The organism is Rhizobium sp. USDA 4016 (assembly GCF_056279705.1).
The window spans coordinates 1,894,024-1,915,581 of sequence record NZ_JBWCCY010000002.1; the positions used below are offsets into that span (position 1 = coordinate 1,894,024).

The window sequence follows — 21,558 nt, forward strand, 5'->3', positions numbered from 1 at the left end:
CTTCAGGCGATGGTCTTCATAAGCTCCTGCGCCGCCATCACTCCACTATCATATGCGCCGTGTGCAGTCGAATAGCGTCCAGTCGAACAGGCTTCACCTGCAAAGAAGATGCGATTGTCATGCGGAGCGGCAAGCGTTCTGCGAAGATCAGACGCTCCTGGGCTGGCATATGAATAGGAGCCGCCGATGTGCGGATCGGAGCCCCAAGCCGAAAAGGAGATCAATGAAAGCTGCGGTCCGATGTCGGATCCCAAAGCGCGCTTCAGCTCGTCAAGTCCGAACTGGAACGCCTCCTTCGGTCCCCCACGTTCTAAGTCATGTGCCAAATCCCCTGCATAATATCCCTCCACAACGGGATTTCCGAGGGGCCTGATTTGGTAGGCACCTGTCCGGCGTTCGCGATAGGAGCCTAGAAGATGACTGTCCAGCGGTAGGGCGTCTGGCCTTTCCACCTTCATGAACAGTTTGTTCGCAAGGCCGAGGGGCAGGCGGGAGGCTGCATCGATTTTATCGGGAAGCGGCGGGAGAAACGCGATGCGCTCACTCGCAAGCACATTCGTAGAGACAGTGACGATTACCGCCTTGACACGGAGGTGGCCTTTCGATGTCGAAATACCGACATGATCCGCGGCGCGGTGGTCGATGCGTTCCACGGCGGTCTGCAGCTCGATCGCAAGGGGTCCGGCATAGGCGGAGACAACCGTTCCATAGCCTTCACGTACTCGCCAGTCGGGACCGGGACCGGGCTCATACCGCTGGAGGTCGACAACCGACGATCTTTCAAGTCCGGCTCCGGTGATGAACGCACCGACCGCATGGACGTACTCGTTCCACCTGCCGCCAGCCGGGAGCATGCTCGAAAGCGCCGCATCCTCGCCCTCATGGGAATTGATCCTCTCAAAGAATGCTTCGAGGGCGCGGATTGCGGGCCGGGCGTCAGCGTTTGTTTCGAGCTGACGACCTCCCTCGTCCCATGGGGCGCGGGCGTCATCGATCGTAAGCCCCAGTTTCCGGGCGATCGCCGTCCAGGCATTCGTTCTTGCCCCATGCAGCCATCCGCATCCGACGTCAAGGGCGCCGAGTCCCGCACCGAAATGCTCCGTCCGCGCTCGCCCTCCTATACGTGCGGACGCCTCCAGAACGACGAGCGAAAGGTCCGGTCGCGCCGCCATAAGGTGCCGGCCCGCCGCTATACCGGCTGCGCCAGCGCCGATGATCGCCACATCTACTTCGTTCTCAGTCACAATGGTGCCTCCCGATTGAGCTCAGAACGGCCATGGTGATCCATATACACCAGCGCCAGCATAGCTTCGGACAGAGCCGGAGAATAGCTGCAGACACAAACCGCTCCCATCAGCCAGTTTCAAAGGAGATGCCGCCCAAAATCAGGTGATCTTCGCTGAAGCCGCCTCCTGAATACTTCGGAGTCGTCAAGATGCGCGCTGCGGACTTTGCGCCGCTGTCGTTTCATGGCTTCTGGCTCGGACAAAGATCAAGGTATCTCAATAGTTCCTGGCCGCAGTCTTTGAGAGCAGAACTGCTCTGGCTTGCCTTCGCGATCCCCATTGCCCCCCAGTATGAAGCAATGATGAAGATTGCTGCGGCCTCGGCATCAAGGTGCGCGTAGCGTCCGGCGAGTTGATCCGCGCGGATCTTTTGCGCAAGTTGACTTCTCCATTGCGCGAGGATTGCGATGGCGGCCTCCCGCATGGCGCCATCTTGTCCGACCGGTTCGCTCACCATGTTGCCGAGCGGACATCCAGACACAAAGCCCTGTTGATCCAGTTCTCGGATGATCTCGGTGAATATGGCTTCTATGCCGTCGGATGCCGTCTTAGCCTGTGATATCGGCTTGATCCAAGTTTGCTCGACTGCGTCGGCGACATTGCCGTTCAAAACTGCAAGACCCAGCTCCTTCTTGGTCGGGAAGTGATGTGAGAACGCTCCACCTGTTACACGCGCCGCCGCCTTGAGGTCCTGAACGGTAGTAACGCCGTAGCCGCGGGTGGTGAAGGCGTTGAAAGCGGTTTCGACAATTCGCCTTCTTACGCCTTCCGGATCGTTCGATCTTCGCTTCTGCAGACGTTTCGCCATTGAAGGGTTCTGTAACATAACTTGACAAACAGGACAATCGACCTGTAATTAAAAACAGGACATCTATCCTGTTTTTTGAGGGATCAATGCGTAACCCCACGTCAGCCGATTCAGTCTTCGAACTCCGCCAGTACCGTCTCCATCCGGGTGCGCGCGAAACGCTGATCGACGTTTTCGATCGAGAGTTCCTGGAGACACAGGAGGAGGCTGGCATACGCGTCGTCGCTCAGTTTCGCGATCTCGATGATACCGACAGCTTCGTCTGGCTGCGCGGCTTTGCGAATATGGAGTCGCGAAGAGAGGCGCTCGGCCGCTTTTACGGAGGCTCGGTCTGGGCGCGCCATCGTGATGTCGCCAACGGCACAATGGTCAATTCCGACAATGTTCTGCTGCTGCGCCCCGCCAACCTCGACCCGAGTTCTCAGCTGTGCGCCGCAGAGCGGCCGACCTCCGGCAGCACTTTGGAGTCGTCCGCGCTGTTTCTTTGCGCGATCCATTACACTGCGCCGGGTAAAGAGGAGGCTTTTTCTGCCTTCTTCGAAAATGACCTCCGCTTACCGCTTCTCGAAAGTGGCGCGACCGTCCCTGCAACCTTCATGAGCGAACACAGCGCCAACTCGTTCCCAAGGCTCCCGATCCGAGAAGGAGAATCGGTTTTTGTCGCTCTTTACCGTTTCCCGACGCCGCAAGCTTACGCCACTCATCTCGGCGCACTTGCAGCGTCGCGGAAGTGGACCGAGGAAATCGAACCGCAAATCATGCGACGCACGTGGCGGGCGAGCGAGGTGCTGAGGCTTTCACCGACGTCACGATCGTTGATGCGCTAGTTTTGTCGGAACCTCCATCGATTTTCAGGCCCGCGATGAATTCCTTTTCAACTGCCTAAGGCCTCGCCGATGGCGGCAAGCAGCACTCGGCCATCGAAGGGCTTACGAAAAAAACCGCTGATACCCTGGGCGCGGCCCTGATCCGCGATCTCATGGCGGCCTGTGATCAGGAACACCGGCAATTCCGGATGCGCCTTCTTCACCAAGTCACGAAGTTCAAAGCCATCCGTGCCTGGTATTCCTATGTCGGTGATGAGGACATCCACGCCTGACAGCCCGCTCGTAAGCAGCGATTCTGCGGAAGAAAAGCTGCGTGCCACGTAGCCCCCGGACTCCAGGAGTTCTTCCAGCGACTCAAGTACCCTTGGGTCGTCATCAACAACCGCCACGACAGGTCTTTTCTTGCTCATGCTTTGCTCCCTCTCGCTTGACGCGAGTGAGTTATTGACATTTCCAACTCCGCTATCCCCCGCATAACGTTCCTTGTGTGGATTTGCTGCATGACCCCGCTGATCCGCAGTTCTGCAGCGGCCTATCTGTTAAAGACACCGCTCCCGTAAGCGGCAGCCCTTCCTCGGCACATCAAGTTCATGACGCTCCGGTCTTCTCCCGATCTTGGCCGATTGCCGCCTGGCTGAACGCCCGTTCGGAGGCGCGCATCGTCATTCACGCTCCATACGCATGGATTATTTGTTGTCATGGAGCTGTGTTCATTTCGGCCGGCAATGTGAAGATGAACTTCGCTCCGTGTGGTTCGTTTTTCTCGGCCCACAGCTGTCCACTATGCGCCTCGACAATCGAACGGCAGATCGCCAGCCCCATGCCCATCCCGTTCTCTTTCGTCGTAAAGAACGGCTCGAATATCTTGTCGGGAAACTGAACGCCACGGCCACGATCACTGATCTCGGTCTGGACCATGTCGCCCATCCGATGTACCCGTATCCGAAGAACCCTGTCATTTTGAACTGACGCCATCGCGTCCATGCCGTTGCGAATGAGATTGATCATAACCTGCTGAACCTGGACGCGATCGAAAGCGACAAGCCGAAGATGGTCCTCGACCTCGATGTTCATGCGGATGCGGCGCCGTGACGCCTCCTCGGCCACGAGATCGCGCACCTCGGCGATGACGCCGCCGAGGGTCGTACAATCTCGCGTGTCTGAGGACTGCCTGAACAAGGCGCGAATGCGGCTGACGACATCGGCGGCGGAATTTGCGCTGTGAATGATGCGCTCCACCGTTTTTTGAGCTCGCTCGATATTCGGTGGCTCGGCTGTGAGCCAACGCTGGCAGGCGCTTGAGTAGTTCATCACGGCCGCCAGGGGTTGATTGACCTCATGCGCGATGGATGCCGAAAGTTCAGCAAGGCTGGCCGCCTGGCTTGCGCGGGCGAGGCTCTCTTGCGTTAGAAGCAACTTTTCCTGAGCTCGAACCTCACCGTCGATATCCAGGCAGATGACGTTCCACTGCACAATGGCGCCGTCGGCGTTGCGCATTGGCGCTGCGCGCGTTTCGACCCAGCGATACTCACCATCGAAGCGCCGCAGACGGTGTCTCCGCGCATAGGGCTCACCGGTGGACAGGGAATGGGCGTACTGCTCCTTAACGCCCGCGACGTCGTCTGGATGAACGCCGGCGTCCAGTGTGCCGGCCAGCCGGGACTTTCCTGCGCCGTCCAGTTCTTCAAGCTCGTATCCTAGGAATTCGCGGAGCTGCTGGCTGCGATAGACCGGCTCACCATCCGGCGCCGCGCAATCGATCAAGGCCGGCAGCGTTTCAACCAGCTGCCAGAGAAAACGCTCTCTCTCGCGCAGCGCCTCCTCGGCATGCATTTGATCTTCGATGTCGTGACAGAGGCCGTACCACTGCAGGATGCGCCCGCCATCATCGCGCAGCGGCTCAGCGCGGGCCGACATCCAGCGATAGACCCCATCCGCACGACGCAGGCGATAGTTCAGGGAAAAGGCCGCGCCAGTGGCGAAGGAGTGATTGAGCGCCTCCGCCAGCCGGGTTGCATCATCGGGATGGACGAGCGCTGCTATGGCGGCAGCCAGCCCGCTCGATTCCGGACTATCGTAATCGCCTACGTCCAAACCGAAGAACTTGATCATGCGCTTGCTGAAGAAAACCGGCTCGCCCTCTGGACTTAGCCGCCAGAGCAGGCTTGGAACCATGTCGACGAGCTGCGAGAACTCCCGTTCCCGGTTGAGCAGAGCCTTTTCAGCCTTCTTGCGTTCTGTGATATCGATAAAGCCGACCAGACTCTTGTCGGCGACGGCGCCGGGACGGGCGGTTGTGAAGAGGACGTCGATGACGGTGCCGTCCATTCGCGCCACCTGGGTCTCCTCCTGGAAGACCTCCTCGCCGCGATAACGCGCCTCAATGGAGCGACGTATGGTGGAAATGCTCGGCTGCCAGTAGCGGGTAATTGGCCCGTGCATCTCCTCGGCATTTTTTGCACCGAACATCTCGATGAGATGTTGGTTGACCTCCTCAACCTCCAGAGCTTCCACGGCGCGCGGCAGGAATTCGGGATGCTCGTCGATGTAGGTCTGGAGTTCCGTCACGCCCTGCGCCCGCAACTCCTCGAACAAGGGAATAAGCTTGCTGGCACCCACCTGCGTGAGCCCGATCGGCATATAGTGGAACAGGTCGCGGTAGCGACGCTCGCTTTGCTGCAAAGCCTCCTGCGCCGTCACCAGGTCATCGATATCGAGACAGACGCCATACCATTGCACGATCCGGCCGTCGGGGTCGCGCAGCGGCTCCGCACGCCCCTCGGTCCAGCGATAGGTTCCATCTGCCCGATGTTGACGATACTTCATCGCGAAGGAGGTACCAGTCTCGAACGAGCGCGCGAGCGCCTGCTCCACCGCCTGCCTTTCTTCCGGGTGGACATCGGCCAAGGACCGCGAGGCGTCCGGCGCGGTCAAGTCTTCGAGCGTGACGCCGACCATGTCCATGAGCCGCTTGTTGATGTAGGACGGGGTCCCTTCAGGCGTCGTGCTCCAGATCAGAGCGGGCACGGCGTCGATGAGCTGCCGGAGCTGCCGCTCACTTTCGCGCAATGCTTCCTGCGCGCGCACCTCATCATCGATGTCGATGGAAATGGCCAGCCATTGCACTATCACGCCGCCTTCATCCCGCAACGGTTCCCCGCGGCCATCAACCCAGCGATACGCGCCGTCCGCGCGACGCATACGATATTTCATGGAGTATGGCTCACCGGTGGCTAGGGAGTGTCGGACCGTCTCTAGCAGACGGGCTGCATCTTCGGGATGGACCAGAGACTCTATGGCTGCCGCCATCCGGCTCATGTCCGGCCTATCCAGTTCGGCCACGTCGTTCAAGCCGAAGAAGTCAAGCAAGCGCTTGTTGAAGAATGTCGGCTTGCCTTCGGGCGTCAAACGTCTGATCTGGACGGGAACCATGTCCACGAGCTGCGAGAGCTCCCGCTCCCGGTCGCGCAATGCCACCACGCTTTGGCGCAACGTGAGCAGCGCCAGCTGATGCTGCCGGGATATAGCGGCAACGATGAGCGCAGAAAATGCCGAGATGGCCAGAAAAAGCTGCAGCATTATCTGCTTGTGCTTCAAGGACTCGGCATCGCCGGCAAATTGGCTGGCGCCGGATATTGTAAATACCGCCGTGATGAGAGCAAGGAGGGTCAAGGCGACGGCGGCGCCTCTGAACTCAAAGCGCGCCGCAGCCCAAAGAAGGGGCGGCATGATGATGTAGGCGAAGGGTAGATAACCGCTCAAGGAAAGGGCGGCGACACCAAGAAAGATCAGCCCAAGGACGCAAGCTTCCAACCATCGCGCGGACGAGAGCTCGATCCTACCGCGCCAGTTCTGGAACACGACCAGCGCCAGTGGCGCTACGATCAGGATCCCGGTGGCGTCTCCGACCCACCATAGTGGCCAAGCCGCCACGAAGGTCTGCGATTGTATGCCAAACCACGCAAGTGTCGCACTTCCCACCGTCGCGCCTACGACTGGCGCAATTCCGGCGGCCAGTACCACGAATGCGAGTACTTCCTGCAAGGTTTCCAGCCGAACCGGCCGCCTGCAGGTCCGGTTCACAAGCCAAGCGCCAACCGCCGCTTCAAGCGCGTTGCCGATATAGATCAGGAAGGCTGCAGGCAGCGGACTATGGAACCACAAAAAATTGCTGAACAGTTCAGCCAGGCACCCCGCCAGCACCCACCACGGCCAGCTGTACCTGGAGGCGACGACAAGCGTGGCAATGAAAAGTCCGCTCGCAGGCCAAATGGAGATACCTGTTCCAGGTACGATTGCGAGCGACTGAGCGAATGCGCAACCCAACACATAAGCTGCAAAAAAAAGCCCCAGGTGCAAGAATTGGGGACGATGCGACCAGACGCACCTCATCGGCAGCTCCTGTCGGACAAAGGAAGTCTGGGCACTGTCAGCGCTTCGTCCGGCACCTTTACCCAATATCCGGGCTGATTTAATCATACCCCAACTTAATCCCAGCATGCCCCATGACTATAGTGGACCCTCCTCACGAAAGCCGGAATAGGTCCTGCGCTTCTGCGCTTAGGATACGTGGAAGCAAGCGACAAAAACACCTATTCCGAAGAATAGGGTCCGGCAGCTTGTCGGTGAAGCCCTTCTTGGAGGTCGCCAGGCAGTCCAGGAAGCACCGAGGCCTGGAGCTTTTTTGTCCCGGCATCAAAATACCCGAGAGGTTGACCCAAACCCTCATCCTTTGCAAACTAGGGGCAGGAAAAATCGGCTTCAATGCGCCCCTTCGCATTTTTCATGCCTCAGATCCGCAATGGTTTCGACACCATAAACCCAGGTCAGCTGGCGAAGATCGCTCGGCTGGGAGAGATCCCGCCCAGAACAAGGACGGCGGTCATGGCAGTAAAGAAGGCAGTCTGTACGACCGAGGTTCGCGCGCCCAGCCGAAAGCAGGTGCCATACGGCTATTCCAGCCAATCCGAGAAAGATCATCCAGGCCAGTGGAGCGCTCGCGATTTCACTCAGATAATCCTGCAGCATGATGGTCATCTCTTGCCGTAAATGGCAGATCGGTTTGCGCCTGACATTCGAAGACTTCAGTGTCGACGGGGTTTGGAGGGCCTGATCTGGTGTGAAGGAACCGCCTCGATCCGGGATACTTTTGAATATGATGGCAGCGAACGCCGGCAATGATTGCAGACCAGCATCTTTGAACCGCCACTGGTTATTGGTTGCCTATACCCGCAATGTAGTTCGCGAGCATGTGTTCTTGCAGCTGCTCTTGCTCGAAGAGGACTTTCATCACGTCGCGAATATCAAGCACGCCGAGCGGCTTCGAACCCGCACCAAGCACCGGCATGTTCTGAAGCCGACGCGCCACCATGATCTCCCAGGCTGCATGGAGCTCCTCATTGGGATCGCACGAAATGATATTCCGGCTCATGAGCGTCTCGACTGAAACTTCCGCAGGTTCTCGGTACGTGAGATGGCGAACGAGGTCGGATTTGCTCAGCACGCCCGTCGCCTTTCCATTTTCCCCGCTCACGACGGCCAAGCCAATCCCGGGGCTGGAAAGCGAGAGTGCCGCAGCTTGCAAAGTGGCGTTGACATCGATCACCTTCAAACGAGCCACTGTCATAGGATATAATCGTTCGATGCGCATTGCGCCCTCCTGAGAGCTTCCGCGGGCCATGGCCTGCTACGCCAGGTGTTTCATTCGAGACCGGACATGGCGCCGCTGCGGCATAATCGGCAAATGTCAGCTGAGCGCTGCCTTCTCCAAACCGAACTTCGCATCGTCATCGTTGTTTCCGTATAGTCGTCACTTCACCGACCCAATGGATCGGCGAACCGCGAGGGTTCTTGTCTGGGACTATCTTTGCTGCGTGGAATGGCGGAGCCAGTCTTCGAACCGGATTGCCCCGAGGCGTGCGCCATCGCCGGGAACGAGCGTCCGGTCGTCGATCTCCACCTCGAAGTAGCGGGCGTGCGGATCGACCACGATGTCGCGCGCGCCTTTGGTCGCTTTCAGAAAGCGCGTGACGAAGTCGCTGAGAGGCGCTCGCTCCGGACCGGCGATTTCGATCATGCCGTTCTGGGGCTCTGCCAGGGCCGCATCAGCCATGGCATCGGCGACATTGTCAGCTTCGATCGGCTGCAAGGCGCCTGGTGACAGTCGAACAGTCGACCCCGTGGTGCCGGATTGGGCGATGGCGCCAATGAATTCGAAGACCTGGGTGGCGTGAACGATCGTATAGGGAATTCCCGAACTCCTGATCAGCTTTTCCTGAAGCATCTTGCCGCGGAAGTAGCCCATTGCCTGAAGGCGGTCGGTGCCAACGACCGATAACGCGACGTGATGGCGAACGCCGGCAGGCTTTTCGGCTGCAAGGAGGTTTCGCCCGGATGTCTCGAAAAACTCAATAGCGGCCTTTTCTTCGAACGATGGCGCGTTCGCCAGGTCGACCACCACCTGCGCACCAGCCAGAGCATCGGCCAGGCCCTCCCCGGTTATGGTGTTGACCCCCGAATTCGGGGATGCTGCCAGGACTTCGTGTCCCTTCTTGCGCAATCTTTCCACAGTCTTTGAACCGATCAGTCCTGTTCCACCGACAACGACGATTTTCATGCCCATTCTCCTCGTTTGCATTATTGAAATTGCGTCGCTGGATCGAAAGAAGTCCTTGTGCCGCCAGGCACTTACTCAGCCGCTGCGGCCTCTTCGATGAGCGAGGCGACCTCGGCGGGATGTGAAACCATGACAGCGTGGGAAGCCCCCTCGATGACCACAGTCTTCACCGCGTGCGCGCGCGCCGCCATAAAGTTCATGACAGCAGGCGGGACGGTCCTGCGAACCGTAGACCATGTAGGAAGGAAGTTTCTTCCATGAGGCGGCACCCGAGGGTTCGGCCAGGGCGGCCTGCCTAATGGGCCGCTGGGTTGCGGCCAGCAGCTTTGCCTGATCTTCGGACACGTCAGCGGCGAACTGAGCACGGAACTTGTCCTGTTGGATGTAAAGATCCTGGCCTTCATCCGGCAGCGCGATCGCCGAAATCGCGCTCGCCAACGTGCTGCCCGGAAACTTTCCCGAGAGTGTAAGACTGGATTCGCCAGTATCTGGCGCAAAAGCGGCTACATAGACCAAGGCCTTCACATTGGCGTTGCCGTTGGCAGCCTCCGTGATGATCGGCCCACCATAGGAATGGCCCACCATCACGATTGGGCCTGAGATCGAGCGGATGAGGGACGAAACGGCCGCTGCATCTCCGGCGACGCTGCGAAGCGGATTGGCCGCGGCGATGGCCGTATAGCCATCCTTCTCAATTCGCCAATGACGTCGCTCCAGCTCGAAGATTCCGCGAAAGCGCCATGCACGAGCACGATGGTCGGCTTGTCCTGCGGATGTGTGGTCTGTCCCAGCGCGCTTCCCGACACGGTCGCCGCTGTGGCAAGCGCCAGAACTCTGATGATGTCTCGCACCTGTTTTTTCCTCCTGCGGTCGTCGTGACCAGTCTGATGAGAATGCGCCAGCCGGGCGGGCCAGCCTATCGAACGCAAGCATCAGCCATATGATGCCAGAGTGTAGGTCGCATATATCGGGTGATTGGCAATCCCGGTCGAAACGAACCGAGCCGGCCATCCTTGGAATTGGCTGGATTTTGCTCCAGGTCGACCGTCGACCGCCTTGGGTATCAGTAAATGTGGTGGACGATAGCGCGCGCAAATCTCCATCGCCGACGCGTCGGTTTCGAGCGGCTTTTACGGGGTTCGTCAAAGGTCCGTAGATCATGGAGAAGAAGTGCGCAGTTCTGGAACCAGGTCTCTGCCGCCTTGAAGGGCTGGCGACCTACCTCCGACGCTCTGATCGTCGATAGCACAACACTATCCCGCATGATGAAGGCGAAGCCTATGAAGTCTATGAAGTTGTCGCAGACGAGCATTCGCGTCATTTCGCCGACGCACGATTGCGCCATCGACGACGTCACGGGTCTCAACATAATCGCGTAGACGCCTGCCGCCGATCGAAAGTAGGCCATGGCAGGCCAAGAACCTGGAGTACTCGGGACGGACCTCACGCATGGCCGCGACGTCCTTCAACCACCGCAATGACAGGCGGCTCGAACAAAGGGACAGCCTTGCAACTGGGCTTCTCAGAGCGCCTTCTAAAAGTGCCGCTTAATCCCTCCACATACCCATGACTAGGGTTGGTACTTTTCGCGAAGGTCGGCGGGCAGCGTATCCCAGGCGCGGATAAGCTCACCGACAGAAATGGTCCGCATCTTACGCATCACGTTGCTGCGATGGAGCTTCACGGTGATCTCGCTGATTCCGAGTTCGAAGGCGATCTGCTTATTGAGGCGGCCGTGGGCGACTTCGCGCAGGACCTGCCGCTCGCGCGGCGTCAAGGTCGCAAACCGCCCGGCATGCTGCTTGATCGTCTGCGCTTGTGCCCGCTGCGCGACATCGCGTTCGATCCCGGCTATCACCGCGTCGAGCAGGGTCTGGTCTCGAACCGGCTTTGTAAGGAAATCGACGGCTCCGGCCTTCATCGCCTGCACCGTCATCGGAATGTCGCCATGGCCGGTCAGGAAGATGATTGGCTTTGGACTGCCCCTTGCAGCGAGTTGATACTGAAGGTCCAGGCCGCTCGATCCTGGCATGCGAACGTCAAGTACAAGGCAGCCAGGCCGCTCGGGAAGCTCCGCTTCCAGCAGTTCGCCCGACGAGGCGAAACAACTGACTTCGAGACCGACGGACAACATGAGCTCCTGAAGCGAGCTCCGCACCTCCTCGTCGTCGTCAACGACGAGGACCAACGGGCAATCGGTATCTGCGGCGAGCGTTGTCATGGGGCTACCTCCGGACTCGGCAAGCTCTGAAAACGAAAGGCCTTGCCGTCGGCGCACCAATGTTCCGGCTGTGATTGCGTCCAATCCTGGCCTGCAAACCGGGAAATCCCAGGCGGGCGATTAAAGTCTCGCTTCATTGCCACATCTCCTTCTGCTCGCCGGACGTCACGCATTTCAGCCATCGCCTGAGGTGGACCAGATTTGGTCTCCCGAGCTCCGTCGGCACTTGGGCAGCCCTCAGGAAGACAGATCACGCGCCGCGGGCTTGCGGCTACGAGACTTAGTCCGTTCGTCAAGCCAATCACGAACCTCATTCGAAAAATCACGCGGCGCCTTGCGGCCCACGACGCGTCCCACATCCGCCAGCGACTGACTCGCCAGAGAATCCCTCATTGCCTTCTCCGCACCGAGCATCACCGCATGGATCGCGCAGACCCCTGCCGTCGCCCACTTCGGCGGCTGATTACCGAATACAGCGCAGCGTCCGCGAATTTCCTGGCAATCGAAGAGTGGTTTTTGGCCCTCGATCGCATCCACGACATCCAAAATGCTGATACTCTCGGGCGCTTTGGCAAGTAGATATCCGCCCCGCAACCCTTCCGAGGCCCGCACGATTCCGGCTTTCTCGAGCTTCGGGAATATCTTGGCCACGAAGCTTGGAGAAATCCCCTGGAAGTCAGCCAGGTCACGGCTGCTCACCGGCGCCTCGGGCGAACCAACGAGCCAGAGCAGGCAGTGCAATCCATATTCCACGCTCACCGTCAAATGCGCCATTACACGGACTGTATCAGTCCGAGTTATAGCAAGCAAGGCATACCTCGGATAATGTTCATCCGCGTTATGGAAGCCCTATACATCGCGCAGCGCACTGCCGTGATGACAGCACATTGCTCATCATGATACCGTCCTGAAATCTGGCAAATGCAATATCGGTAGGGTAGCGGGGCCGACCGGGCAGCACAATGCTCGTTTCAGGCAGCAGGCTGTTGCATCGGGGGGAACACTTGTGACCGACCTGGATGACCTTAGAAGCTTCATCGAAGTGGTCGAAAGCGGCGGCTTCAACCGCGCCGCCAGGCGGCTCGGGGTGTCGAAGTCGATCGTGAGCCGGCGCATCGCACGTATGGAAGCTGACCTCGGCACCCGCCTCATCACCCGCACCACGCGTGGCATCTGCGCGACAGAGGCCGGCCTCGAATTCAAGCAGCGCAGCGAGCGGATCATATCGGAATTCGATGAGGCGCGCGAAGCAGTTGCAATGCACGCCGGTGAGGTGGTTGGCCGGCTGCGGCTCTCGGCGCCGCTGAATTTCGGACAGCGCTACCTCGTCCCCGTATTGACCGAGCTCGCCGGTCGCCATCCGCGGCTCGAACTCGAGGTCTCCTTCAGCGACCGTGGCGTCGACCTTATCGGCGAGCGCTACGATGTCGCAGTCCGTCTCTTCGAGTTGCGCGACTCCAGCCTGATCGCACGCCGCATCGCCTCTGTCAGGCCCTTCATTGTCGCCAGTCCCGATTATCTTGCGCGCTACGGCCGTCCCGAAAAGCCCGAGGATCTGCACACTCACGAGTGCCTCATCTATTCGGGCCGTTCGGCGCTTGACTGGAAATTCCGCGCAGGCAAACGCATGATTTCGGTTCGTCCGAAAGGGCGTCTTTTCACCGACAATGGCGAAGCGATATTGAACTGGACGATCGCTGGTCTCGGTATCGCCGAGCTCCCCTCTTTCATGGTCTCTGACGCAGTCAAGAGCGGAGCGCTCGTCCCGCTGCTGCTCGACTACCCGATGGATGCCGGCGCTATCTACGTGGTACGCCCACCAGGACCATACGTGCCGGCCAAGGTGCGCGTGCTGATCGACATCATGGTCGAACGCTTCCGTGGCGAGCCCGTATGGGATCGCAGCCTAATGAAGGAGCGCGGGCGAGAGGTCGCAGCCTGATGATCGCAGTGCCGCGATCGGCGTTTTCAGATGGCGAAACACAGATAACCGTCGTCTGTGCCAGGCGCTTCGATGGCTTCGCACTCGCAAGACGCGGTCGCGTGCGTGGCCATACCGGGGTCAAAGCAGTGTCATACCACCGTCGACCCTCAGGTTGACGCCTGTGACAAAGCTGCTCGCGTCCGTTGCCAGGAAGAGCGCAGCTTTCGCAAGTTCCTCCGGCAACCCCATACGCCCCAGAGGTATCGCTTCCGCCATGGCTTTCTCGAAGGTCCCCCGTTGCTCGGCCGGAATGCCCAGCTTGGCCAGGATTTCGGTGTCGACAGGCCCTGGGCTGAGCACATTGACCCTGATGCCGCGCGACTTCAGTTCGATCGACCAGGACCGAGCGAAGGCACCGAGCGCTGCCTTCGAACCCGCGTATACGGCATGTCCGTCAAGCACCTTCTCGCTGGCAATCGAACCAGTGAGAATGATCGCGCCGCCATCCCGCATAATCGGTGCTAGTTTCTGTACGCCAAAAAAGACGCCTCGCGTGTTGACGGCGAATTGCGCGTCATATTCCGCTTCACTAACCTCGGCCGAGTGTGTGATCGTGTTGATCCCCGCGTTCGCCATGTAGATGTCGAGCGCCCCGAACTTATTTGCGATTTCTTTCGCAATGCGGTCGTGGTGGGTAAGATCTGCGACGTCGCCTTGTATCCCCAGCGCACCCGCACCGATCTGCTCAATCGCATCGTCGACCGCCTGCTGGCGCCGGCCCGTAATGACGACCTGCGCACCTTCAGCAGCGAAGGTCTTCGCCGCCGACAGTCCGATCCCGCTGTTTCCGCCCGTGATGACGGCGACTTTGCCTGCAAGCATACCCATGTAATCGCTGCTCCTGCCTTTGAAAAAGTGCCGGTGTGAGTACGATTCGCCCGCCGGCTTTGATGGTGTTGATCGATGTTCAGCCTTTGACCATGGAACCGGCAAACGCGGCACAACGACCGTGCCGACGCCTGGTTCGCTTTCGATGCCGATGTTTCCTCCCGCGTCCTGGACAAAGCGTTTGACTGCGGGCAGGCCAAGGCCGCCCAATCCGGTCGTTCTCGTCGTGAAAAATGGTCTGCCCGATCGACACATGAACCCACGCCGTCAACATAAAGGAACCTATCAGGAGAGCGCGGTTGTGATCGATCAGATCAAGGACGAGAGCAGATAATACCGAGGGACAGGTCGACTGATCGCACCGGTTGCTAATCGAGAGATCAATCTGCCCTCGCAAACCAAGCCGTCTACGAGGCGTACGCTAAAGCGTTAATCACCCTGCCGGGGCAGGTTATGCACCTGCGCCGATGGCTTACGTGAGGATTGATGCACACATACGTCGGCTTGGCGCTCCTGATCGATTGTGTGGCTGGTCGAGGCGGGCGTTCTCGTGGCAGCTTGATGCCGTGAGCCGCGTTAACCGGACATGACAGAGATGACGAATGCGGGGGTCTTTCCGGTTTCACCCTGCAGCCAACGAAGCGGCAGCCGAGCGTCCAACCTGTCCGGCTCCGCCCACTTTCGTGATGTCACCTGTCGTGTGGCACCGGGCTTCATATGGCGGCTAAGTTGCTTGCTACAATGGAACGAAAAGCCATGATCGGCATCGAAACTATCGTATTGCAACCAGTTCGTGATCTTGGAGATGGCTCTAAGGCACAGCGTGCCTTGCCGCCTCAACATCGATACTTGGTTGGTCCTTTCGTCGTTTTCGAGCAAATCAGCGCTGCTGAGTTTAGAGCCGGTCATGGCCTCGACGTACCGCTGCATCCCCACATGGGCCTTGTGACTTACCTAATCGATGGAGAGATTCTCCACCGAGACCGTCTGGGTGAGGTGCAAACCATCCACCCTGGCGAGATTAACTGGATGACCGCCGGATCGGGCATCGTGCATTCCGAGCGGATGCCTCCAGACATCCGGGCCACTGGAAGCGACCTCCTCAGCATTCAAGCCTGGATCGCTCTTCCCTCCCGAGACGAAGAGCCTGCCCCGAGCTTTGTACACTACGACGCGTCGGAAGTGACCAGAACCTATGCCGACGGGGTCGAAATGACTTTGATTGCCGGAGAGTCTGACGGTTTTTCATCAGCAACAGCGGACAAGCCAGGGTGCTTTGGACTGGTTGCGGGCTCACTCCAAAGCCCTCGCGCGTGGCGGGAGGTCGTTAGCCGCCCGACGCGGTCCGTCTTTGAATTCCATCAAGAAAAATCGCCACGATCGAACCGGCGACTTCCTCTATCGCCTCAGGACCCAAGGGCGGGCGCAAGCCGAGCACGACTTGCAGGTGTGTATTGTCGCGCAACATACCGGCAAAATGATCTGCAACCAATTTGCAGTCCTCGACCTCGATTTCGCCCCGTTTGCTCGCCTCTTCCAGAACTTCGGCGAGACGAAATGAGGCGCGACCGGGTCCTCGATCATAGAAGGCCCTGGCAAGATCAGGGAAGCGAAAAGCCTCCGCCATGATTGCGCGGTACACGCCGATCATCATGGGCGACATGTAGACTTCAACAAGCTTGCGAGCGAATTGCGTCAACGTTTCACGGAGATTGCGACCGACGATTTCTTCAACTGCCAACGTGCTTAGCGCATTATCGGCTCCCTCGGACACCAAGGCAGTGAACAGCCCCTCCTTGCTTCCAAATTCACTGTAGATGGTCCGTTTCGACCCGCCGACCCGATCAATGATCGCATCCACGCTGGTAGCGGTATAGCCTTGCTCGAAAAACACGGTGGCAGCGGCCTGCAGAATCGCAGATCGCCGTTCATCTGAAGACGATCTTTTTGCTGTCCTGGTAGCCATCCTGTCCATCCTGTTGTTACCAACTTGACGGATACGGTACGTTACCGTACTTGTCAATGGTAACGATCAGTACCAGTTAGGATCCACAGATGCGACACATGATGAAAATCGGAACTCTGGGAGCTCTGGCTGCCCTTATCGCGGGGCTTTCTTGGTCCTGGGGATGGCAATGGGTGACAACGGGCCGTTTTGAGGAGGCAACCGACAATGCCTATGTCCGGGCCGACATCACGTCTCTGGCGCCGAAGGTCGCAGGCTATGTCCTTGAGGTGGGCGTTACCGACAATGCCATGGTCCAGGCAGGCGATATTCTCTTTCGTATCGACGATAGGGACTACAGGGCTCGGCTGGCTCAGGCAGATGCCAATGTTGCTTCCGCCCGGGCTGCTCTCGTGAATCTGGAAGCCGAGACACGCTTCCAAAAAGCCGTAATCGCTCAAAGTGAAGCCCAGCTCAAATCCGCACTCGCCGCTCAGACACTGGCGATGCAGAGTTTCGACCGCTATCGCTCGCTAATACGCGCCAGCACTGTCAGCCAGGCAAAGTTCGAAGAAAGCGAAGCGGGCATCGCCCAAGCTGACGCTTCTGTCAGCGCCGCACAAGCTGGAATTGAGGCCCAGCATAGAAAGCTGGACGTTCTGGCCGCCCAAAGAGATGCTGCCCAAGCAGCGCTTTCTCAAGCTGAGGCTGCTCGTACATTGTCTCAGATCGATCTCGACAACACGACGGTGCGCGCCCCGGTGAACGGCGTCGTCGGCAATCGTCAGGTGCGTGTTGGCCGATTTGTCACCACTGGAACGCCGATGCTCGACATCGTCCCTATCCATGACGTTTGGATCGTCGCCAATTTCAAGGAGACTGAACTTGAGCATATTCGTGTGGGCCAGCCGGTGCGTATCTCCGTTGACGGCTACCCCCATGCAGAGGTTCGGGGCGCTGTCGACAGCCTCGCGCCCGGGAGCGGCGCTGCCTTCAGTCTGATCCCGGCGGACAACGCGACAGGCAATTTCGTTCGTGTCGTTCAGCGCGTGCCAGTCAAGATCAGGCTAACGAGTATCCCATCGCAGGTGCGCCTCGTGCCTGGTCTTTCTGCCCGTGTATCGATCCGCACCGTAGAAGAGGGGGAGACGTCATGAAGCTTGTGGTCATCGATCCGGAGCAAGTCGCACCGGTCAACACCAGAGCCTCCCACGGAACCATGCCGACATTGCTTGTTGTTGCCGGCATTGTCTTCGCCGCGCTCACTGAGGCGGTGGCCGGCACGGCCTTGTCCACGGCCCGGCTCGACATGATCGGCGATACCCACGCAACCCTCGACCAGTTCGCGCTGCTGGAAGTTGGATATACGGCCGCCAAGCTGGCCGCCTTTATGCTGACCCCCTGGCTCATGGGCAGGCTTTCATCACAGACGTGCCTTCGCGCCGCGACAGGGATCATGACGCTCGTCTGTGGAGCGGCCGCATTGACTTATAATTTCGATACCCTCGTCGTTCTGCGACTTCTTCAAGGGCTCGCCGGAGGAGCGCTCCTGGTGAGCGGACAGACATTGCTGTTCCAGACTTTCTCCCGTTCGCTTCAGCCTGTCGTTCAATGCTTTTTTGCCTTCGGAGCGGTGGTCGCCCCTGCAACGCTCACGCCCTACATGCAGGGGTGGCTGCTCGACAGCCTGTCGTGGACATGGATATTCCTGAGCATCGTGCCAATCGGCCTGTCGGCGCTGGCACTTCTTGCGTCGACGGATCTTGGCGCTGATGCGCAGACACGAGCAGTTAGACTAGACCGGCTGGGCGCAGTGCTCTTTACCATCGCCGCATTTTGTCTGACCTTTGTCCTCAATCAAGGCAGCCGTTGGGATTGGTTGGAAGAGCCGATGATCGTGCACTTGTTGCTCGTGGGCGTCGTATCCTTGCTCTTGTTCATAGCCTTTCAGCTTTGCGCGACGGGCTCCGATACCATTCTTGATCTTGCGATTTTCCGGAACAGCGGATTTGCGTTTGGCTTCATCGCAAGCTTTGCAGCCGGTTTCGCGCTGTTCGGCAGCGCCTATCTCATACCGTCCTTCGCCATTTCCGTCCTTGGCATGACTCCGACTGAAGCGGGCATGCTGCTGCTTCCCAGCACACTGATGTTCATCAGCGCACTCCTCCTAACCACCTTCCTGGTCAGGCGGGGCAAGCTCCCACCGATCATCACGGTACCTTTCGGTATCCTCGGCTTTATCGTAGCCATGTGGATGCTATCCGGTTCCAACGGCGAAAGCGGCTTTTCGGACTTGATGCCGGCCATCCTCCTGCGTGGTCTTGCGCTAGGTTTCCTCTTTCTGTCGATCACGCTGATCACGTTGCTCGATCTTGAGGGGCCGCAAATCGCGTACGGGGTTGGGCTCTTCAATGTCGGCCGCCAGACCGGGGGGCTTTTCGGCGTGGCAGTCATGCAGACGCTTCTCGATCACCAAACGGCTTTGAATAAGGGCGTCATCGCCACATACATCGTCCCGGGCCGCATGGCTGTAACCGAACGACTTGCCCTGCTGACCAATAGCCTCACCTCGCATGGGATGGAGTTGAGCGTCGCTGCTAAAGCTGCTGTGCAGATCCTCACAAGAGAAGTGACTGCACAGGCGAGCATCATCGCCTTCGACACCGCATTTCTTACTCTTTCCCTTTTCTTCATTGCCGCGGCGCCGGTCCTGATCACCTTGAAAATTATAATCGGCAGGGCTCTCGGTTCCCGCAGCAAGACCCTAACCATGCCGGCAGAGGAATTGGAATCGGCGCTCAAGCCTATGCAGACGACCAGCTAGGCGATGTTGATGTGAGCGAAATCGTCATACGACCTACTGTAAGTCCTCATTGAGTGCCGCCAATGCCGAAGCCCAACTTCTCGGGAAGGGTCACTCCGACGACCCTCGCTGAAATGAGTGCAATTCGTTGGCAAATGCGCCAACGCTTCGGCGTCCGGATCCACTACTCCAGATTGTGTGAGTGGAGTTCGGGCGCATGGCGCCGGTCATCAAGGAACTGCGGTCACTGCGAAGCCTGTCTGCTCCCTCGGCGGTCGCCACATCCGTGCCCGCTAAACGGAGTAGGGGCGGGTTGCTCGCGCGATCAATCCGCTCGCCGCAGACCTTAGGCGCAATTTTCTCGAACTGACGGCCCCCCTCACCTCTAAACCTCATATAAATTCGCTCCTATGCTGAGGCATTCTCTGGCCTATGTGCTAATCTGGATCGACGGGAACTGGAGCTATGAGCGAGACGCGAAAACTTGCGGCGATCCTAGTTGCGGATGTAGTCGGCTACAGCCGTCTTGCCGGTGCGGACGAGGATCGCATCCTAGCGCGGCTGCGGACGCTGCGCAGCGATCTGATCGACCCGACTATCGACGTCAATCATGGCCGCGTGGTCAAGCGCACCGGGGACGGAATTCTTATCGAGTTCCGTAGCGTCGTGGACGCTGTGCGCTGCGCGATCGAGGTGCAGACGGCCATGATCGATCGCAATACCGGCGTGTCGCGTGAGCAGCGCATCGAGTTCCGGGTCGGGATCCACGTAGGCGATGTGGTCGAGGAGAGCGACGGCGATTTAATGGGCGACGGCGTCAACATCGCTGCGCGCTTAGAAGGAATTGCCAAGCCCGGCACGATCTATCTCTCCGAAGATGCTTACCGCCAGGTGAAAGCGCGGCTTGATTTTGCGGTGACTGATCTCGGCCAGCTCCATCTGAAAAATATTTCAGAGCCGATGCGGGTCTATTCCCTCCAGATCGGAACGGTCCCCCCAGCGGCGGTACAAACGCCGCCGCCCGCAACAGAAATGCCTTTGACTGCGGCCAATCTCGATAAAATCTCCATTGCCGTATTGGCGTTCAACAACATGAGCGGCGATGCCGAACAGGAATATTTCTCCGACGGCATCAGCGAGGACATCATTACCGACCTCTCGAAGCTGTCTGAGTTGCACGTAATCGCCCGCAACTCGTCTTTCGTATACAAGAATGCAGCAGCCTCTGTGCCACAGATGGCCAGGGCGCTTGGCGTCCGCTACGTGCTCGAGGGCAGCGTGCGCAAGGCCGGCAACCGGGTTCGTGTCACAGCGCAATTGATCGATGCAAGCAGCGGCGGACATGTCTGGGCCAGCCGGTATGATCGTGACCTGACCGACATTTTTGCGGTTCAGGACGAACTCACACAGGAGATCGTGGCCGCGCTCAAACTGAACCTCACGCGTGGCGTTCAGGATCGGCTAACTCGGGCGCGCGCAGTCAATGTCCAGGCATATGAGTTTTTTTTGCGTGGGCGGGAGCAGGCGTCCGCACATACACGAACCGGAAATGTCGCAGCTCGCAGCTTGGCGTCCGACGCCATCGCTATCGATCCAGGATATGTTGCTGCCCAGGCACTCATTTCTTTCACCCATGTGCTCGACTACGTCAACGCCTGGAGCACCGATCCGGAGGACTCACTGCGCTTCGGACTGGAACTCGCGCAGCAGGCAGTGGAAATGGCCAAGAACAGCCCGACGGCCACTTCGCACTGGGGATGGCTTGCATGTGGAATCGGGAACTGGAGAGGGCGCTGACAGAAGCGCAACGAGGCCTCGCGCTTTCGCCCAACTCCGCCGAACTCCTCATGTTGATGGCCCATATCCAGATATTCTCCGGCGATCCCGCAGATGCCCTCGAGACACTTGATGCTTCCATGCGCTTGGACCCGCACTATCCGGAAGTTCTTCTCCAGTTTCTCGCCGATGCGCGCTTTTCTCTCGCCGAGTATGAGCAGGCAATTTTTGCGATCAAGCAGCGCCTCGCACGAAACTCCCAATCGGAGACCGCCTATGCGCTGCTTGCGTCATGTTACGGCCACCTAGGCCGGCTGGAGGAAAGTCGACAGGCTTGGGAGACGGCGCTCCAGATAAACCCTGACTTCTCTATCGAGCGCCGCCGCCGCGTCCTTCCATTCAGAAACCCCCAGGACTTTAACCATCGCGTTGAAGGTCTCCGGAGGGCAGGACTGGCGGTCTGA

General features: G+C 58.9%; 15 protein-coding genes and 3 pseudogenes. 6 read left to right on the forward strand and 12 right to left on the reverse strand.

Features of this window, described 5'->3' with window-relative positions; translation table 11 throughout:
• Nucleotides 1–2: 2 nt before the first annotated feature.
• Entirely contained in the window at nucleotides 3–1,244 is a 1,242-nt protein-coding gene (locus tag ACZ9DP_RS10075) for a flavin monoamine oxidase family protein (RefSeq protein ID WP_476201486.1), read from the reverse strand.
• Between the two features lie 223 nt (nucleotides 1,245–1,467).
• Nucleotides 1,468–2,094, reverse strand: coding sequence for a TetR/AcrR family transcriptional regulator (locus ACZ9DP_RS10080; protein ID WP_074071506.1), 627 nt, complete (start codon nucleotides 2,092–2,094; stop codon nucleotides 1,468–1,470).
• Between the two features lie 86 nt (nucleotides 2,095–2,180).
• Here ACZ9DP_RS10080 and ACZ9DP_RS10085 point away from each other — a divergent pair, with 86 nt between their 5' ends.
• The gene (locus ACZ9DP_RS10085; RefSeq protein WP_476201488.1) at nucleotides 2,181–2,921 is read left to right on the forward strand and encodes an NIPSNAP family protein; all 741 of its coding nucleotides are present in this window, start codon (nucleotides 2,181–2,183) and stop codon (nucleotides 2,919–2,921) included.
• Nucleotides 2,922–2,968: 47 nt separating this feature from the next.
• On the opposite strand, the gene ACZ9DP_RS10090 is transcribed toward ACZ9DP_RS10085, so the two are convergent.
• The 8 genes and pseudogenes from ACZ9DP_RS10090 to ACZ9DP_RS10125 form a co-directional block, all read right to left on the reverse strand.
• On the reverse strand, nucleotides 2,969–3,331 hold the full coding sequence (locus ACZ9DP_RS10090) for a response regulator (protein ID WP_239601118.1): 363 nt from the start codon (nucleotides 3,329–3,331) through the stop codon (nucleotides 2,969–2,971).
• Nucleotides 3,332–3,617: 286 nt separating this feature from the next.
• A complete protein-coding gene (locus ACZ9DP_RS10095) occupies nucleotides 3,618–7,313 on the reverse strand; it encodes a PAS domain-containing protein (RefSeq protein WP_476201490.1) in 3,696 nt (1,231 codons plus the stop codon).
• Between the two features lie 369 nt (nucleotides 7,314–7,682).
• A complete protein-coding gene (locus ACZ9DP_RS10100) occupies nucleotides 7,683–7,949 on the reverse strand; it encodes a hypothetical protein (RefSeq protein ID WP_476201492.1) in 267 nt (88 codons plus the stop codon).
• A gap of 184 nt (nucleotides 7,950–8,133) precedes the next feature.
• A complete protein-coding gene (locus tag ACZ9DP_RS10105) occupies nucleotides 8,134–8,571 on the reverse strand; it encodes a CBS domain-containing protein (RefSeq protein ID WP_074071501.1) in 438 nt (145 codons plus the stop codon).
• 210 nt (nucleotides 8,572–8,781) lie between these two features.
• Nucleotides 8,782–9,537 (reverse strand): SDR family oxidoreductase, encoded by a 756-nt coding sequence (locus tag ACZ9DP_RS10110; RefSeq protein ID WP_476201494.1) that lies wholly within the window; start codon nucleotides 9,535–9,537, stop codon nucleotides 8,782–8,784.
• A gap of 71 nt (nucleotides 9,538–9,608) precedes the next feature.
• Nucleotides 9,609–10,388: pseudogene (locus tag ACZ9DP_RS10115) on the reverse strand (alpha/beta fold hydrolase).
• A 719-nt stretch (nucleotides 10,389–11,107) separates the two neighbouring features.
• Nucleotides 11,108–11,758, reverse strand: coding sequence for a response regulator transcription factor (locus ACZ9DP_RS10120; RefSeq protein WP_074071499.1), 651 nt, complete (start codon nucleotides 11,756–11,758; stop codon nucleotides 11,108–11,110).
• Between the two features lie 237 nt (nucleotides 11,759–11,995).
• Nucleotides 11,996–12,532 (reverse strand): RrF2 family transcriptional regulator, encoded by a 537-nt coding sequence (locus ACZ9DP_RS10125; RefSeq protein WP_476201497.1) that lies wholly within the window; start codon nucleotides 12,530–12,532, stop codon nucleotides 11,996–11,998.
• Nucleotides 12,533–12,764: 232 nt separating this feature from the next.
• Here ACZ9DP_RS10125 and ACZ9DP_RS10130 point away from each other — a divergent pair, with 232 nt between their 5' ends.
• Nucleotides 12,765–13,700 (forward strand): LysR family transcriptional regulator, encoded by a 936-nt coding sequence (locus tag ACZ9DP_RS10130; protein WP_194731468.1) that lies wholly within the window; start codon nucleotides 12,765–12,767, stop codon nucleotides 13,698–13,700.
• 120 nt (nucleotides 13,701–13,820) lie between these two features.
• On the opposite strand, the gene ACZ9DP_RS10135 is transcribed toward ACZ9DP_RS10130, so the two are convergent.
• Nucleotides 13,821–14,570, reverse strand: a complete 750-nt coding sequence (locus ACZ9DP_RS10135; RefSeq protein ID WP_476201499.1) for an SDR family NAD(P)-dependent oxidoreductase — start codon at nucleotides 14,568–14,570, stop codon at nucleotides 13,821–13,823.
• Nucleotides 14,571–15,326: 756 nt separating this feature from the next.
• Between ACZ9DP_RS10135 and ACZ9DP_RS10140 the strand changes: the two are divergent.
• Nucleotides 15,327–15,680 (forward strand): annotated as a pseudogene (locus ACZ9DP_RS10140) (pirin family protein); the annotation flags it as partial.
• A 217-nt stretch (nucleotides 15,681–15,897) separates the two neighbouring features.
• Here ACZ9DP_RS10140 and ACZ9DP_RS10145 read toward each other — a convergent pair.
• The gene (locus tag ACZ9DP_RS10145; RefSeq protein WP_476201501.1) at nucleotides 15,898–16,536 is read right to left on the reverse strand and encodes a TetR/AcrR family transcriptional regulator; all 639 of its coding nucleotides are present in this window, start codon (nucleotides 16,534–16,536) and stop codon (nucleotides 15,898–15,900) included.
• An 89-nt stretch (nucleotides 16,537–16,625) separates the two neighbouring features.
• Here ACZ9DP_RS10145 and ACZ9DP_RS10150 point away from each other — a divergent pair, with 89 nt between their 5' ends.
• The 3 genes and pseudogenes from ACZ9DP_RS10150 (at nucleotide 16,626) to ACZ9DP_RS10160 (ending at nucleotide 21,558) form a co-directional block, all read left to right on the forward strand.
• A complete protein-coding gene (locus tag ACZ9DP_RS10150; protein ID WP_476201502.1) occupies nucleotides 16,626–17,672 on the forward strand; it encodes an HlyD family secretion protein in 1,047 nt (348 codons plus the stop codon).
• The gene (locus ACZ9DP_RS10155) at nucleotides 17,669–19,339 is read left to right on the forward strand and encodes an MFS transporter (protein ID WP_476201504.1); all 1,671 of its coding nucleotides are present in this window, start codon (nucleotides 17,669–17,671) and stop codon (nucleotides 19,337–19,339) included. Before ACZ9DP_RS10150 ends, ACZ9DP_RS10155 begins: the two co-directional genes overlap by 4 nt.
• Nucleotides 19,340–19,783: 444 nt before the next feature.
• Nucleotides 19,784–21,558 (forward strand): annotated as a pseudogene (locus ACZ9DP_RS10160) (adenylate/guanylate cyclase domain-containing protein).

What these genes read in the sequence shown, in the direction of transcription:
- ACZ9DP_RS10080 (WP_074071506.1), bottom strand. Translation starts at nt 2,094, where the DNA reads ATGGCGAAACGTCTGCAGAAGCGAAGATCGAACGATCCGGAAGGCGTA.
- ACZ9DP_RS10085 (WP_476201488.1), top strand. Translation starts at nt 2,181, where the DNA reads ATGCGTAACCCCACGTCAGCCGATTCAGTCTTCGAACTCCGCCAGTAC.
- ACZ9DP_RS10090 (WP_239601118.1), bottom strand. Translation starts at nt 3,331, where the DNA reads ATGAGCAAGAAAAGACCTGTCGTGGCGGTTGTTGATGACGACCCAAGG.
- ACZ9DP_RS10095 (WP_476201490.1), bottom strand. Translation starts at nt 7,313, where the DNA reads ATGAGGTGCGTCTGGTCGCATCGTCCCCAATTCTTGCACCTGGGGCTT.
- ACZ9DP_RS10100 (WP_476201492.1), bottom strand. Translation starts at nt 7,949, where the DNA reads ATGCTGCAGGATTATCTGAGTGAAATCGCGAGCGCTCCACTGGCCTGG.
- ACZ9DP_RS10105 (WP_074071501.1), bottom strand. Translation starts at nt 8,571, where the DNA reads ATGCGCATCGAACGATTATATCCTATGACAGTGGCTCGTTTGAAGGTG.
- ACZ9DP_RS10110 (WP_476201494.1), bottom strand. Translation starts at nt 9,537, where the DNA reads ATGAAAATCGTCGTTGTCGGTGGAACAGGACTGATCGGTTCAAAGACT.
- ACZ9DP_RS10120 (WP_074071499.1), bottom strand. Translation starts at nt 11,758, where the DNA reads ATGACAACGCTCGCCGCAGATACCGATTGCCCGTTGGTCCTCGTCGTT.
- ACZ9DP_RS10125 (WP_476201497.1), bottom strand. Translation starts at nt 12,532, where the DNA reads ATGGCGCATTTGACGGTGAGCGTGGAATATGGATTGCACTGCCTGCTC.
- ACZ9DP_RS10135 (WP_476201499.1), bottom strand. Translation starts at nt 14,570, where the DNA reads ATGGGTATGCTTGCAGGCAAAGTCGCCGTCATCACGGGCGGAAACAGC.
- ACZ9DP_RS10145 (WP_476201501.1), bottom strand. Translation starts at nt 16,536, where the DNA reads ATGGCTACCAGGACAGCAAAAAGATCGTCTTCAGATGAACGGCGATCT.
- ACZ9DP_RS10150 (WP_476201502.1), top strand. Translation starts at nt 16,626, where the DNA reads ATGCGACACATGATGAAAATCGGAACTCTGGGAGCTCTGGCTGCCCTT.
- ACZ9DP_RS10155 (WP_476201504.1), top strand. Translation starts at nt 17,669, where the DNA reads ATGAAGCTTGTGGTCATCGATCCGGAGCAAGTCGCACCGGTCAACACC.